This is a genomic window from Acidovorax sp. GW821-FHT09A11 (assembly GCF_059418365.1).
In genome coordinates, this window is sequence record NZ_JBWKPS010000004.1 from 520,096 (window position 1) to 534,597 (window position 14,502).

At 65.9% G+C, this 14,502-nt stretch carries 11 protein-coding genes; 5 read left to right on the forward strand and 6 right to left on the reverse strand.

Translation table 11 applies throughout. The annotated features are described in order from the left end of the window. Positions 1–78: 78 nt before the first annotated feature. Positions 79–1,395, reverse strand: coding sequence for a glutamyl-tRNA reductase (gene hemA / locus AC07PV_RS13500; protein WP_218293486.1), 1,317 nt, complete (start codon positions 1,393–1,395; stop codon positions 79–81). A 72-nt stretch (positions 1,396–1,467) separates the two neighbouring features. Here hemA and AC07PV_RS13505 point away from each other — a divergent pair, with 72 nt between their 5' ends. Both AC07PV_RS13505 and AC07PV_RS13510 read left to right on the forward strand, forming a co-directional pair. Then, positions 1,468–1,746, forward strand: coding sequence for a hypothetical protein (locus AC07PV_RS13505; protein ID WP_218340310.1), 279 nt, complete (start codon positions 1,468–1,470; stop codon positions 1,744–1,746). A 112-nt stretch (positions 1,747–1,858) separates the two neighbouring features. Continuing rightward, complete coding sequence (locus AC07PV_RS13510) at positions 1,859–2,830, forward strand: Bug family tripartite tricarboxylate transporter substrate binding protein (protein WP_218293488.1); 972 nt, start codon at positions 1,859–1,861, stop codon at positions 2,828–2,830. Between the two features lie 227 nt (positions 2,831–3,057). Here the strand turns inward: AC07PV_RS13510 and ugpQ are convergent, their stop codons facing one another. The 5 genes from ugpQ to ugpB form a co-directional block, all read right to left on the reverse strand. Continuing rightward, positions 3,058–3,831, reverse strand: a complete 774-nt coding sequence (gene ugpQ / locus AC07PV_RS13515; RefSeq protein WP_218293489.1) for a glycerophosphodiester phosphodiesterase — start codon at positions 3,829–3,831, stop codon at positions 3,058–3,060. Positions 3,832–3,983: 152 nt separating this feature from the next. Continuing rightward, the gene (ugpC, locus tag AC07PV_RS13520; protein WP_218293490.1) at positions 3,984–4,988 is read right to left on the reverse strand and encodes a sn-glycerol-3-phosphate ABC transporter ATP-binding protein UgpC; all 1,005 of its coding nucleotides are present in this window, start codon (positions 4,986–4,988) and stop codon (positions 3,984–3,986) included. Between the two features lie 60 nt (positions 4,989–5,048). Next, positions 5,049–5,900, reverse strand: a complete 852-nt coding sequence (ugpE, locus tag AC07PV_RS13525) for a sn-glycerol-3-phosphate ABC transporter permease UgpE (RefSeq protein ID WP_218293491.1) — start codon at positions 5,898–5,900, stop codon at positions 5,049–5,051. A gap of 149 nt (positions 5,901–6,049) precedes the next feature. Next, entirely contained in the window at positions 6,050–6,931 is an 882-nt protein-coding gene (gene ugpA, locus AC07PV_RS13530) for a sn-glycerol-3-phosphate ABC transporter permease UgpA (RefSeq protein WP_218293492.1), read from the reverse strand. A 205-nt stretch (positions 6,932–7,136) separates the two neighbouring features. Then, the gene (gene ugpB / locus AC07PV_RS13535; RefSeq protein WP_218340308.1) at positions 7,137–8,456 is read right to left on the reverse strand and encodes a sn-glycerol-3-phosphate ABC transporter substrate-binding protein UgpB; all 1,320 of its coding nucleotides are present in this window, start codon (positions 8,454–8,456) and stop codon (positions 7,137–7,139) included. Positions 8,457–8,756: 300 nt separating this feature from the next. On the opposite strand from ugpB, the gene serA reads away from it, so the two are divergent. The 3 genes from serA (at position 8,757) to AC07PV_RS13550 (ending at position 14,428) form a co-directional block, all read left to right on the forward strand. Then, a complete protein-coding gene (serA, locus tag AC07PV_RS13540) occupies positions 8,757–9,986 on the forward strand; it encodes a phosphoglycerate dehydrogenase (RefSeq protein WP_218293494.1) in 1,230 nt (409 codons plus the stop codon). Positions 9,987–10,070: 84 nt separating this feature from the next. Continuing rightward, positions 10,071–13,997, forward strand: a complete 3,927-nt coding sequence (locus AC07PV_RS13545; protein WP_494630482.1) for a DUF3683 domain-containing protein — start codon at positions 10,071–10,073, stop codon at positions 13,995–13,997. Beyond that, entirely contained in the window at positions 13,994–14,428 is a 435-nt protein-coding gene (locus tag AC07PV_RS13550; protein ID WP_494630484.1) for an HIT family protein, read from the forward strand. Before AC07PV_RS13545 ends, AC07PV_RS13550 begins: the two co-directional genes overlap by 4 nt. The last annotated feature ends 74 nt before the right edge of the window (positions 14,429–14,502 follow it).

Below are 14,502 nucleotides of genomic sequence, written 5' to 3' on the forward strand. Positions count from 1 at the left end.
CTGTTAGCGCTTGTGTATCAAGCGCTGAGGGCCGATCTGGCTTGAAATCGGAACGGGCTGGGGTGCGGGCGGGCGCCGCTACAGGCCGTTGTGGGGGGTCTTGCTTTGCGAGCGCAGGAACAGGCGCGAGACGGTCTGGGCCGTCTGGGCGCGCATCTCGGCGTCGCCCGCGCGCAGCTCGGCCAGGGTGCCGTGCAGCATTTTCTGTGTGAGGCCACGCGAGAGGGCTTCGAGCACGGCGTCCACATCCTCGCCCTTGGCGAGCAGCTTCTTGGCGCGCGCGATCTCCAGGGCGCGCCACTCGTCGGTCTGGGCGTTGAGCTGCTGGATCAGCGGCACCACGCCGCCGGTCTCGCCGGCCGGGCTGCGCAGCTCCATCCAGTGCATGAAGCTCTGCACGCCCGCGTCGATGATGGCCTCGGCCTGCGCCACTGCGGCCTGGCGGTTGGCCTGGGCCGTCTGCACCACGGTGGCCAGGTCGTCCACGGTGTACAGGTATACGTCGCCCAGGGCCTTGACCTCGGGTTCGATGTCGCGTGGCACGGCCAGGTCGACCATGAAGATGGGGCGGTGGCGGCGCTTTTTCAGCGCGCGCTCCACGGCGCCCAGGCCGATGATGGGCAGGCTGCTGGCGGTGCAGCTGATGACGGCGTCGAACTCGTGCAGGCGCTCGGGCAGGTCGGCCAGGCGCATCACCTCGCCGCCAAAGCGGGTGGCGAGCTTTTCGCCGCGCTCGAGGGTGCGGTTGGCAATCGCGATCTGCTTGGGGTTCTTGGCCGCGAAGTGCGTGGCGCACAGCTCGATCATCTCGCCCGCGCCGACGAACAGCACGCGGATCTTGCCGAGGTCTTCGAACAGCTGGCTGGCCAGGCGCACGGCGGCGGCGGCCATGCTGATGCTGTGCGCGCCGATCTCGGTGCTGGTGCGCACCTCCTTGGCCACGGCGAAGCTGCGCTGGAAGAGCTGGTTGAGCGTGGTGCCCAGGGCGCCAGCGGTCTCGGCGGCGCGCACGGCATCCTTCATCTGGCCCAGGATCTGGGCCTCGCCCAGCACCATCGAGTCGAGCCCGCTGGCCACGCGGAAGGCGTGGCGCGCGACGAGGCTGTCCTCGAGCGTGTAGGAGTGCGAGCGCAGCAGCGCGGGGCTCACGCCGCCGCTCTGGGCCAGCCAGCCCAGCGTGTGGTCCATGGCGGGCTGCTCGCCCGCGCAGTAGATTTCGGTGCGGTTGCAGGTGGAGATGATGGCCGTTTCCACCCCGGGGTGGCGGCTGGAGGTGCCCAGCGACTGGCGCAAACCGTGCAATGTGGGGGCGATCTGGTCGAGCGCGAACGCGAACCGGCCGCGCAGATCGAGCGGCGCGGTGGTGTGGTTGATGCCGAGGGCCCAGACTGCCATAGTTCCCGATTATAAAATTGTTGGCCCGAACAGGCGGTCTTGCCTGTTCAAGCCTTGATGTGGGTCAATTCCATGGGTCCTCTGGACGTTTTCAATCACCTGCTCAACTTCGTGGCACCCGCCGCGGCCGTGGCCCTGCTGCTTGCCTTGTCGGGGCGCTTCATCGGCTCCAGAACACCCTTGCCGCTGTCTGGCGGGTCTCGCCTTGCGATCGTCTTCACCGTGGGCGTGGCAACCCTGGCCGCCGGACTGGTGGTGTGGGGGCGCGACGGCCGTATGCTGACCTATGCCGCGCTGGTGGTGGCCTGCGCCACCTGTCAGTGGGTGCTGGTGCGCGGCTGGAAGGCCTGACCGGCCGCACACCCGCGCGCAATGCCGTGCCATGCCCCGCACCCGCCGCCGGGGCGGGGCGGGTGCACACTCCCCGATCCTCAACAACACAAAAACCTGGAGATAGAACACGATGACGCTCAAGCATTCCTGGCCCGTACTGGCCGCGGGGCTCGCCCTGTCGGTGGCCGCGCAGGCCCAGCAGGCCTTCCCTTCCAAGCCCGTGCGCATCGTCATCGGCTTTCCGGCCGGCGGCCCGCTGGACCAGCATGCACGCTTGCTCACCGACAAGCTGCAGGCCGTGCTGGGCCAGCCCGTGGTGGTGGACTACAAGGCCGGCGCGGGTGGCACCGTGGGCGCGCAGGACGTGATGAAAGCGCCGCCCGACGGCCACACCATCATGCTGGCCAACACGGGCGTGATGGTGATCAACCCCGGGCTCTACAGCCGCCTGCCGTATTCCACGCTCAAGGATTTTGTGCCCATCGCGCGCACCGCCATGCAGCCGCTGGCCCTTTTGGTGAACCCCGGCGTGCCCGCCAAGAACCTGCAGGAGTTCATGGCCTACGCCAAGTCGCGGCCGGGCCAGGTCAACTTCGGCTCGGCGGGCAATGGCGGCATCAGCCACCTGGTGCCCGAGATGTTCAAGACGGCCACCGGCCTGTTCATGGTGCACATCCCCTACCGGGGCAGCGCACCCGCGTTCACCGACCTCATGGGCGGCCAGGTGCAGTTCATGGCCGAAAGCATTCCGCAGGCCGCCAGCTACCACAAGCAGGGCAAGGTGCGCGCCCTGGCCGTGACCAGCAAGGAGCGCAACCCCGCGCTGCCTGACGTGCCCACGGTGATCGAGAGCGGCATCAAGGGTTTCGAGGTGGTGGGCTTCTACGGCTTCCTGGCTCCGGCCGGGACACCCAAGGATGTTGTCAACAAGCTCAGCGATGCCTTCGGCCAGGTGCTGCAGATGCCCGAGGTGCGCAACCGCATGGTGACCCAGGGGGCGGACCCAGCCTTCCTGGGGTCGGACGACTTCGCGAAATTCCTGGCTGCAGAGATGCCGCGCTGGGCCGACGCGGTGAAGAAGTCGGGCGCTAAATTGGACTGACCCCCTGAGGCGCTGCGCGCCTTCCCCCTGGAAGGGGGACGCCACCGGTGGCCCGGCAAAGCCGGTTCCACGGCGGCGCTGGCCTTGGGACGGGGTTGGGGTGACGGCACGCCCTGGGGCGTGGCGGGCAAAAAAAGTCCGCGCGGAGAGGGACGCCAATGGAGGCCCGGCAAAGCCGGTTCCACGGTGGCGCGGGCCTTGGGGCGGGGTTGGGGCGACGGCAGGCCCTAGGGCGTGGCGGGCGAAAAAAAGTCCACGCGGTCGGTGATGATGCCGTCGGTTTCCAGGTGGAGGAGCCGCTGCGCGGCCCAGTCGTCGTTCACCGTGTAGCTCAGCGCACGCAGGCCCGCGCCGTGGACCTGCGCGACCAGCGCCGCATCCCACAGTGCGTGGTTGCACACGATGGCCACGCAGCCTAGCTGGCGGGCCAGGTCCAGCCAGCCGTCGCGCAACGTGTCCAGCAGCAGCGCGCGCGGGATGTGGGGGGCCGTGGCCCGGGCGCCCGCCAGCGCGTCGGGCTGGAAGGATGAGAACAGGGGCTGCACGGCCTGGCCCTGCCACAGACGCGCCGCATGTTCCCCTACCACCCGGCCCGTTTTTTCCTCGACCCCGGGCGTTGGCTTGATCTCGATGTTCAGGAAGAAGCCGTTGGCGATGCAATAGCGCGCCGTGTTCTCCAGGGTGGGCAACGGCTCGCCCGCGTGGGTGCGCGAATGCCAGCTGCCCGCGTCCAGCTGGGCCAATGCGCTCCAGGGGTGATCGCCCCCGGTGCGGCTGGCGGTGGTGCCCAGCGCCTGCGCCGCGTTGGTGGTGCGGTCCAGCGTGGCGTCGTGCATCAGGAACGGCACGCCGTCGGCACTCAGCTTGGCGTCGCACTCGAACATGCGGTAGCCATGCCGGGCGCCCAGCCGGAACGCGGCCAGGGTGTTTTCAGGGGCCAGCTTGCCGGCGCCACGGTGGGCGATCCAGCGGGGGTAGGGCCAGGGAGTAGACATGGTCATCTTGCCTCGTGGTTTGCGTGCCACGCCGCGGTGGCCACTGGCACGGCACCGCGCGCGGACGCCGAGCAAGGGCCGCCCCGCAGCGACGGCGTCGTCCCCCTTTCCGGCGCAGCCGGGAGAAGGGGAAGGCGGCGAAGCCGCTCAGGGGTGGGTCACTTTCTTTTTCCGGTGGTGGCGTCGAACGCATGCAGGCGGTCTGGGCGCGGCACCACGTGGATCACCGAGTCAGGCGCGGGCGCATGGGTGCCTTCTTCCACGCGCACAATGATCTGTTCGCCATGGATGCGGCCGTAGATGAGGCGCTCGGCGCCCAGCAGTTCCACCGTCTCGACCTTGACTTCCCAGCCTTCGCTGCGCACGTCCAGGTGCTCGGGGCGGATGCCCAGGATGGTGCCGGGCGCGGCGCTGGGGGCGTTCTTGAGCAGGTTCATGGGCGGCGAGCCGATGAAGCTGGCCACGAAGGTGGTGGCGGGCGTGTGGTAGACCTCTTCGGGCGTGCCGAACTGCTCCATGTTGCCGGCGTTCATCACGATCATGCGCTGCGCCAGCGTCATGGCCTCGACCTGGTCATGCGTCACGAACAGGCTGGTGATGCCCAGTTCGCGGTGCAGCTTCTGGATCTCGAGGCGGGTCTGGGCGCGCAGCTTGGCGTCCAGGTTGGACAGCGGCTCGTCGAACAGGAACACCTGGGGCTGGCGCACGATGGCACGGCCCATGGCCACCCGCTGGCGCTGGCCGCCCGACAGCTCGCGCGGCTTGCGTTCGAGCAGATGGCCCAGTTCGAGGATCTTGGCGGCCTTGTCCACGCGCGCCCTGATTTCCTCCTTGGGCACCTTGGCGATCTTCAGGCCATAGGCCATGTTGTCGAAGTTCGTCATGTGCGGGTACAGCGCGTAGTTCTGGAACACCATCGCGATGTCACGCTGGGCGGGTTCCAGGTTGTTCACCACGCGGTCGCCGATGCGAAGCTCGCCGCCGGAGATTTCCTCCAGGCCCGCGACCATGCGCAGCAGGGTGGACTTGCCGCAGCCCGAGGGGCCCACGATGACGATGAACTCGCCGTCCTGGACCTCGGCGTTCACGCCGTGGATCACCTGGTTGGCCTTGGGGCCATGGCCGTAGCGCTTGATGATGTTGCGAAGGGAGATGGATGCCATGATGCAATGAATTTGATAGCTACAAGTGCTGAATGGATAAGCGCTGGCAGGGGTTTTGTCTTATTTCTCGGTGTCCACCAGGCCCTTGACGAACCAGCGCTGCATGACCACCACCACGAAGGCCGGAGGCAGCATGGCCAGGAGGGCCGTGGCCATCACGATGTTCCATTCGTTGCCCGCGTCGCCGCCTGCCAGCATGCGCTTGATGCCGATCACCACGGGGTACATGTCTTCCGAGGTGGTCACCAGCAGCGGCCACAGGTACTGGTTCCAGCCGTAGATGAACTGGATCACGAACAGCGCGGCGATCGAGGTGCGCGACAGCGGCACCAGGATGTCCTTGAAGAAGCGCATGGGGCCCGCGCCGTCCACGCGGGCGGCTTCCACCAGTTCGTCGGGCACCGTGAGGAAGAACTGCCGGAACAGGAACGTGGCGGTGGCCGACGCGATCAGCGGCACCGTGAGGCCCGCATAGGTGTTGAGCATGCCGAGGTCCGACACCACCTGGTAGGTGGGGCCGATGCGCACTTCCACCGGCAGCATCAGCGTGATGAAGATCAGCCAGAAGCAGATGCCCTTGAAGGGGAAGCGGAAGTACACGATGGCGAACGCCGACAGCAGCGAGATGGCGATCTTGCCCAGCGTGATGACGATGGCGGTGACGAAGCTCACCCACATCATGCGCGCCACCGGCGCGGTGGAGCCCGCGCCCGTGCCGCCGCCGAACAGGGCGTCGTGGTAGGTCTGCCAGAAGTTGCCGCCGGGCACCATGGGCATGGGCACCTGCACGATGTCCTGCGCGGTGTGGGTCGAGGCCACGAAGGCCAGGTACAGCGGAAAGCCGACGATGATCACGCCCAGCACCATGATGAGGTGCGAGAACGCGGTGAGATAAGGACTGCGCTCTACCATGCGAGGGCTCCAGGAGAGAGGGGCGATGAAGAAGACATGCGTGAATTAAGGAGTGCCAATGCGCGTGCCACCGCGGAACCGGCTTTGCCGGGCCGCTGGAGGCGCCCCCACGAGGGGGCGGCGCCACAGGCGCTTCGGGGGGGAGTCATCTAGTACTGCACTTTCTTCTCGACGTAGCGGAACTGGATCACGGTGAGCACCACCACGATCACCATCAGCACCACCGACTGCGCGGCCGATCCGCCCATGTCCATGGCCTTGAACCCATCGTGGTACACCTTGTAGACCAGGATGGCGGTATCGCGGCCCGGGCCGCCCTGCGTGGTGGCGTCCACGATGGCGAAGGTGTCGAAGAAGGCATACACCACGTTGATCACGAGCAGGAAGAACGTGGTGGGCGAGAGCAGCGGAAACTGGATGCTCCAGAACCTGCGCCAGGGGCCCGCGCCATCAATGGCTGCGGCTTCGATGAGCGACTTGGGGATGGACTGCAGGCCCGCCAGGAAGAACAGGAAGTTGTACGAGATCTGCTTCCACACCGCGGCGATCACGATCAGCGCCATGGCGTGGTCGGAGTTGAGCATGTGGTTCCAGTCGAAGCCCGACTGGCGCAGCATGTAGGCCACCACCCCGAGCGACGGCGAGAACATGAACATCCACAGCACGCCCGCCACGGCGGGTGCCACGGCATAGGGCAGCAGCAGCGCGGTCTTGTAGACCATCGCGCCCTTGATGATGCGGTCGGCGAAGATCGCCAGGATCAGCGACAGGCTGATGCCGCTGACCGCCACCAGGATCGAGAAGAAGGCGGTGGTCTTGAACGACGCCAGATAGCCGGGGTCCTGGAACAGGTCCCGGAAGTTGTCGAAACCGACCCATTCCCTCGAGAAGCCGAAGGAATCCTGCATCTGGAACGACTGCACCAGGGCCTGGCCTGCGGGCCAGAAGAAGAAGACGCTGATGATGGCCAGCTGGGGTGCCAGAAGCACCCACGGCAGCCACGCAGAGCGAAAGAGAACGCGTTTTTCCATGTCCAGACTCTCAAAAAATGCCCCCGTGCTGGCTGTTGCGCAGGGGCGCTGCCCCTCCGGGGGGCCGCTTTTTGCCCCGGGGCAGCCCGGCGGCAAAAAAAGACAACCCGCCGCCCAGTGAACCGCAGGGGTTTACAGGGGCGGCGGGCTTTCGATGTCCCCAGGCCGCAAGGGCCCGGTCGCATCCATAGGCGCTCGTCAGAACTTACTTGTTGGCGCGCGCGAACCGGGCCAGCTGTTCGTTGCCGCGGGTCACGGCCGTGTCCAGCGCCTCCTTGGGGGTCTTCTTGCCCGACCAGATCTGTTCGGTTTCCTCGTCGATGATGGAACGGATCTGCACGAAGTTGCCCAGGCGGATGCCGCGCGACTTGTCGGTGGCCTTGCGGATCATCTGCGTGACGGCGACGTCGGTGCCGGGGTTCTTTTCATAGAAGCCCGAGGCTTCGGTGAGCTTGTAGGCGGCCGTGGTCACGGGCAGGTAGCCCGTGCGCTGGTGGCTGGCCGCCTGCACCTTGGTGTCGTTCAGGAAGTTCAGGAAGTCGGCCACGCCCTTGTACTCTTCGGACTTCTTGCCGGCCATCACCCAGAGGCTGGCGCCGCCGATGGCGGTGTTCTGGGGCGCGCCCTTCACGTCGGCGTAGTAGGGCAGGGCCGAGATGCCATAGGCGAACTTGGCTTCCTTGGCCACGCGGGCGTACAGGCCCGACGAGCCCGTGATCATGGCGCACTCGCCCGAGGGGAAGGAGGCGTCCGGCACATTGCCGCGGCCCTTGTAGACGAAGCTGCCGTCCTTGGAGGCCTTGGCCAGGTTCTCGAAGTGGCGCACGTGCAGCGGCGTGTTGATCTGCAGCTGGGCGTCGTTGCCGTCAAAGCCGTTGTTCTTGGACGCGAACAGCGTGTTGTGCCACAGCGAGAAGCTCTCCAACTGCGTCCAGCTGATCCAGCTCGTGGTGAACGGGCAGCTGTGGCCGCTGGCCTTGAGCTTGGACGCGGCGGCGAACACCTCGGGCCATGTCTTGGGCGGGGTGTTGGGGTCCAGGCCCGCCTTCTTGAAGGCGTCCTTGTTGTAATAGAAGATGGTGGTGGAGCTGTTGAGCGGGTAGCTCAGCATCTGGCCGTTGGGCGCGGTGTAGTAGCCGGCCACGGCCGACACGTACTGGGTGGGGTCGAACTTGAAGCCGCCGTCATTGAGCACCTTGGCCGCGGGCACGATGGCACCCTTGCTGGCCATCATGGTGGCGGTGCCTACTTCGAACACCTGGAGGATGTGGGGTGCATTGCCCGCACGGAACGCGGCGATGGCGCCCGTCATCGATTCGTCATACGTGCCCTTGTAGGTGGGCACGACCTTGTACTTGGTCTGGCTCGCGTTGTACTGTTTTGCCAGGTCGTTGACCCAATCGCCGAGCGCTGCGCTCATCGAATGCCACCACTGAATCTCGACCGGCGCCTGAGCCTGGGCTTGTGCAGGCAGGCACGCCGACATGGCGATGGCAGCGCAGACCGCCAGATGCTTCGTTTGCATGAATATTTCCTCCGAGGATGACAAAAAGCACAAGGGCCGGATGCTATGCAGCCGATGTGACATTGATATGTCGTTGTCGCATGAGCCTGTCGCTTGCAACAACCGGGGAAACCCCTTGGGGTCCCCATGAGGGAAGCGATTGTGACTCTTTTGTGACAAGGTGTGGCGCATTTGCCGAGGCTTGCAAGGTTTTGTGCAATGCACCATGCTGTCGGTCGCGCGCAGGCCTCTGCCGCGCCGGTTCGTTCGCGTCGTCGCGCGCCGGTTTCTTTTCCCCTCTCCTCCTTCTTCCTTATTGCCATGGCCATCAATTCGCTGGACAAGAACAAGATCAAATTCCTGTTGCTCGAGGGCATCCACCCTTCCGCGGTGGATGTGATCCGCGGTGCCGGCTACACCCAGATCGAGACGGTGTCCGGCGCGCTGCCCGACGACGAACTCAAGCGCAAGATTGCCGACGTGCACTTCGTGGGCATCCGTTCGCGCACGCAGCTCACCGAGGAGGTGTTTGCGCAGGCGCACAAGCTGGTGGCCGTGGGCTGTTTTTGCATCGGCACCAACCAGGTGGACCTGAACGCGGCGCGCGAGCGCGGCATTGCCGTTTTCAATGCCCCGTATTCCAACACCCGTTCGGTGGCCGAGCTGGTGCTGGCCGAGGCCATCCTGCTGCTGCGCGGCATTCCGGAGAAAAACGCGGTGGCCCACCGTGGGGGCTGGCTCAAGTCGGCCGACAACGCCTATGAGATCCGGGGCAAGACGCTGGGCATCGTGGGCTACGGCTCCATCGGCACGCAGCTGTCGGTGCTGGCCGAGGCCATGGGCATGCAGGTGGCCTTCTTCGACGTGGTGAGCAAGCTGCCCCTGGGCAACGCGCGCCAGGTGCAGCATCTGCACGACCTGCTGGGCCAGAGCGACATCGTGAGCCTGCACGTGCCCGAGCTGCCGTCCACCGAGGGAATGATCGGCGCGGCCGAGATCGCCGCCATGAAGCCCGGCGGCATCCTCATCAACGCCGCGCGCGGCACGGTGGTGGATATCGAGGCCCTGGCCGGGGCCCTCAAGGCCAAGAAACTGCTGGGCGCCGCCATCGATGTGTTCCCGGTGGAGCCGCGCACCAACAAGGACGAGTTCCAGTCGCCCCTGCGCGGGCTGGACAACGTGATCCTCACGCCCCATGTCGGCGGCTCCACCATGGAGGCGCAGGCCAACATCGGCCTTGAAGTGGCGGAAAAGCTCGTGAAGTACAGCGACAACGGCACCAGCACCTCGTCGGTCAATTTCCCCGAGGTCGCGCTGCCCGCGCACCCTGGCAAGCATCGCCTGCTGCACATCCACCGCAACGTGCCGGGCGTGCTGTCGGAGATCAACCGCATCTTCTCGGACAACCAGATCAACATCTCGGCCCAGTACCTGCAGACCAACGAGAAGATCGGCTACGTGGTCATCGACATCGACGCGGCCTCGTCCGACCTGGCGCTGGACAAGCTGGCGAAGGTCGGCGGCACGCTGCGCAGCCGGGTGCTGTTCTGAACGGGGGGGTGCCTGGGCGGGGCGGGCGTCTGCAAGGGAAGGCACGGTGGCATAAAATCACGCCCCCACCCCAGGTAGACCCCCATGAATGTTCCGATTGCGTTGGCTGCCTTGCAGATGCAGGCTGCCGAGCCCGTGCGTCTGCGCGAGATTCCCTATAACTACACCTCGTTCTCCGACCGGGAGATCGTGATCCGCCTGCTGGGGTCCCCGGCCTGGGACGTGCTGGACCAATTGCGCAAGGAGCGCCGCACCGGGCGCTCCGCCCGCATGCTGTACGAAGTGCTGGGCGATATCTGGGTGGTGCAGCGCAACCCCTACCTGCAGGACGACCTGCTGGACAACCCCAACCGCCGCAAGCTGCTGGTCGATGCCCTGCAGCACCGCCTGGCCGAGATCGACAAGCGCCGCACCCCCGACGACGACGCCGGGCGCGACCGTCTGGTGGGTGAACTGGTGGTGGCTGCGCGCCGCGCCGTGGCCGAGTTCAACGCCACCTTCGAGCAGGCCGCGCAGCTGCGCCGCCAGATCCAGAAGACCCTGGGCCGCCTGACGGCCAAGGACAACATCAAGTTTGACGGCCTCTCGCGCGTGAGCCATGTGACCGACGCGACCGATTGGCGCGTTGAATACCCGTTTGTGGTGCTCACGCCGGATACGGAAACCGAGATGGCAGGCCTGGTCAAGGGCTGCATCGAGCTGGGCCTGACCATCATTCCACGCGGAGGCGGCACCGGCTACACCGGCGGCGCGATTCCGCTGACGTGGAAGAGCGTGGTCATCAACACCGAAAAGCTCGAAGCCATGACCGAGGTGGAGATGCGCCGCCTGCCGGGCATGGACCGCGAAGTGGGCACGGTGTGGACCGAGGCTGGCGTGGTCACCCAGCGCGTGGCCGATGCGGCCGAGCGTGCGGGTTTTGTGTTCGCCGTGGACCCGACCAGCGCCGAGGCCAGCTGCATCGGCGGCAACATCGCCATGAACGCGGGCGGCAAGAAGGCAGTGCTCTGGGGCACGGCGCTGGACAACCTGGCCAGCTGGCGCATGGTGACGCCCGACGCCCAGTGGCTCGAAGTGACCCGCCTGGACCACAACATGGGCAAGATCCATGACGCGGAGACGGCCACCTTCGATCTGCAGTATTTCGAGGCCGACGGCAAGACGCCCGTGCGCACCGAGCGCCTGGCCATCCCCGGTCGCACCTTCCGCAAGGAAGGCCTGGGAAAGGACGTGACGGACAAGTTTCTGTCGGGCCTGCCCGGTATCCAGAAAGAAGGTTGCGATGGCCTCATTACCAGCGCGCGCTGGGTGGTGCACCGCATGCCCGAGCACACGCGCACCGTGTGCATGGAGTTCTTCGGCAACGCCAAGGACGCCGTGCCTTCCATCGTCGAGATCAAGGACTTCATGTTCGCCGAGCAAAAGCGCAGTGGCGTGCTGCTGGCGGGGCTGGAGCATCTGGACGACCGCTACCTGAAGGCCGTGGGCTACGCCACCAAGAGCAAGAAGGGCAACGGTGGCCTGCCCAAGATGGTGCTGATCGGAGACATCGCGGGCGACAACGCCGACGACGTGGCCCGCGTGACCAGCGAGGTCGTGCGCCTGGCCAACACCCGCAGTGGCGAAGGTTTTGTGGCCATCACGGCCGAAGCGCGCAAGAAGTTCTGGGCCGACCGCAAGAAGACGGCCGCCATCAGCCGCCACACCAACGCCTTCAAGATCAACGAAGACGTGGTGATCCCGCTGCCGCGCATGGCCGAGTACACCGACGGCATCGAGCGCATCAACATCGAGCTCTCCCTGCGCAACAAGATCAAGCTGTGCGACGCGCTGACCGAGTTCTTCGAGCGGGGCAACCTGCCCTTGGGCAAACACGACGCCGATGACGAGGTGCCCTCGCCGGAGCTGCTGCAGGAGCGCGTGGCCCAGGCCATCGGCCTGGTGGAGGAGGTCCGCGCGCTGTGGCAAGGCTGGCTGCACGGTGTGGAAACCCTGTTTCCCCAACTGCAGGACCACACGCTGCGCGCGAGCTGGAAGACCCAGCTGCGTGGGCCGCTGCAAGGCATCTTCACCGGCGCCGCGTTCAAGCCCATCCTGGACGAGGCGGTGGCCATCCACAAGCGCGTGCTCAAGGGCCGCGTGTGGGTTGCGCTGCACATGCACGCCGGCGACGGCAATGTGCACACCAATCTGCCCGTCAACAGCGACGACTATGAAATGTTGCAGACGGCGCACGAGGCGGTGGCACGCATCATGGTGCTGGCGCGCAGCCTGGACGGCGTGATTTCGGGCGAACACGGCATTGGCATCACCAAGCTGGAGTTCTTGACCGACGAAGAGCTGCTGCCGTTTGCGCAGTACAAGCAGCGGGTGGACCCCGAGGGCCGCTTCAATAAGGGTAAGTTGCTCCGGAATCAGGAGCTACCAGCGGTTGATGGACAAGCGCTGGAGGCCAATTTGGCTTCAAATTCGGCGTCGAAGCCCGCCTTGCAGGCCGACCTGACGAATGCCTACACCCCCAGTTTCGGCCTCATGGGGCACGAGTCGCTGATCATGCAGCAGAGCGACATCGGCGCGATTGCCGATTCGGTCAAGGACTGCCTGCGCTGCGGCAAGTGCAAGCCCGTGTGCTCCACGCACGTGCCGCGCGCCAATTTGCTCTACAGCCCGCGCAACAAGATCCTGGCGACCTCGCTGCTGGTCGAAGCGTTCTTGTACGAAGAACAGACCCGCCGGGGCGTGAGCATCAAGCACTGGCAGGAGTTCGAGGACGTGGCGGACCACTGCACGGTGTGCCACAAGTGCGAGAGCCCCTGCCCGGTGAAGATCGACTTCGGCGACGTCACCATGAACATGCGTAACCTGCTGCGCAAGATGGGCAAGAAGACGTTCCGGCCGGGCAACGCGCTGGCGATGACCATGCTCAACGCCACCAACCCGGACACCATCAAGTTCATGCGTTCGGCCATGGTGGACGTGGGCTTTAAGGCCCAGCGCCTCGCCGTGGACCTGCTGCGCAAGGTGGGCCGCAAGCAGACGGCCAAGCCGCCGGCGACGGTGGGCACGGCTCCGATCAAGGAGCAGGTGATCCACTTCATCAACAAGAAGCTGCCGGGGGGACTGCCCAAGAAGACGGCGCGCGCGCTGCTCGATATCGAGGACAAGGACTACGTGCCCATCATCCGTAACCCGGCCACCACCACGGCCGAGACGGAAGCGGTGTTCTATTTCCCGGGGTGTGGCTCGGAGCGCCTGTTCAGCCAGGTCGGCCTGGCCACGCAGGCCATGCTGTGGCACACCGGGGTGCAAACCGTGCTGCCCCCGGGCTACCTGTGCTGCGGCTACCCCCAGCGCGGCTCGGGCCAGTTCGACAAGGCCGAGAAGATGATCACCGACAACCGGGTGCTCTTCCACCGCGTGGCCAACACGCTCAACTACCTTGACATCAAGACCGTGGTGGTGAGCTGTGGCACCTGCTACGACCAGCTGCAGGGCTACGAGTTCGGCAAGATCTTCCCGGGCAGCCGGATCATCGACATCCACGAGTACCTGCTGGAGAAGGGTGTCAGCCTGCAGGGCAAGGGGGCGTACCTGTACCACGAGCCTTGCCACAACCCGATGAAGCTTCAGGACTCGATGAAGACCGTGAAGGCGCTGGTGGGCGAGCAGGTCTTGAAGAGCGAGCGCTGCTGCGGCGAGTCGGGCACGCTGGGCGTGACGCGCCCGGATGTGTCCACGCAGGTGCGCTTCCGCAAGGAAGAAGAAATCAAGAAGGGCGAGGCCCAACTGCGTGCCAGCGGCGCAGTGGGCGCGCAGGACAACGTGAAGATCCTCACCAGCTGCCCCAGTTGCCTGCAGGGCCTGAACCGCTACGAAGGCGACCTGAACAACGGCCTGCTCGAAGCCGACTACATCGTGGTCGAGATGGCGCGCGAAATCCTGGGCGAGAACTGGATGCCGGACTATGTGCAGCGCGCCAACAACGGCGGCATCGAGCGGGTGCTGGTGTGACGGCCTGCCCGTTGTGCGCTGAAGATGGTGGCGCACTGGTCTGGCGCGGTGAGCGACTGCGTGTCATCCGTGCGCAGGAGGCGGGGTTTCCTGCCTTCTACCGCGTGGTCTGGAATGCGCATGTGGCCGAGTTCTCTGACCTGGCTGCTGCCGAACGTGCCCACTGCATGGAGGCCGTGACGGTGGTGGAGCAGGCCCTGCGCCAGCACCTGTCGCCCACCAAGGTCAACATCGCGGCGCTGGGCAACATGGTGCCGCACCTGCACTGGCATGTGATTGCGCGGTTTGACTGGGACAGTCACTTTCCCTCACCCGTGTGGGCGGCTGCGCAGCGCCCCAGCCCTGTGGCGCAAGAGGCTTCCGTGCAGGCGCTGCTGCCAGCGCTGGAAAGCGCCTTGCGCCAGCAACTGGCGACCCTGGCTACTGCGTGACTGGCGCTCTGTCAGGAGTCGGTGCGTCTGCCGGCCCTCTGGGCGGTGGGGTCTGCGGCGGGTGGGACAATCAC

What these genes read in the sequence shown, in the direction of transcription:
- AC07PV_RS13505 (WP_218340310.1), top strand. Translation starts at nt 1,468, where the DNA reads ATGGGTCCTCTGGACGTTTTCAATCACCTGCTCAACTTCGTGGCACCC.
- AC07PV_RS13545 (WP_494630482.1), top strand. Translation starts at nt 10,071, where the DNA reads ATGAATGTTCCGATTGCGTTGGCTGCCTTGCAGATGCAGGCTGCCGAG.
- ugpQ (WP_218293489.1), bottom strand. Translation starts at nt 3,831, where the DNA reads ATGACCATGTCTACTCCCTGGCCCTACCCCCGCTGGATCGCCCACCGT.
- AC07PV_RS13510 (WP_218293488.1), top strand. Translation starts at nt 1,859, where the DNA reads ATGACGCTCAAGCATTCCTGGCCCGTACTGGCCGCGGGGCTCGCCCTG.
- ugpE (WP_218293491.1), bottom strand. Translation starts at nt 5,900, where the DNA reads ATGGTAGAGCGCAGTCCTTATCTCACCGCGTTCTCGCACCTCATCATG.
- ugpB (WP_218340308.1), bottom strand. Translation starts at nt 8,456, where the DNA reads ATGCAAACGAAGCATCTGGCGGTCTGCGCTGCCATCGCCATGTCGGCG.
- serA (WP_218293494.1), top strand. Translation starts at nt 8,757, where the DNA reads ATGGCCATCAATTCGCTGGACAAGAACAAGATCAAATTCCTGTTGCTC.
- ugpC (WP_218293490.1), bottom strand. Translation starts at nt 4,988, where the DNA reads ATGGCATCCATCTCCCTTCGCAACATCATCAAGCGCTACGGCCATGGC.
- ugpA (WP_218293492.1), bottom strand. Translation starts at nt 6,931, where the DNA reads ATGGAAAAACGCGTTCTCTTTCGCTCTGCGTGGCTGCCGTGGGTGCTT.
- hemA (WP_218293486.1), bottom strand. Translation starts at nt 1,395, where the DNA reads ATGGCAGTCTGGGCCCTCGGCATCAACCACACCACCGCGCCGCTCGAT.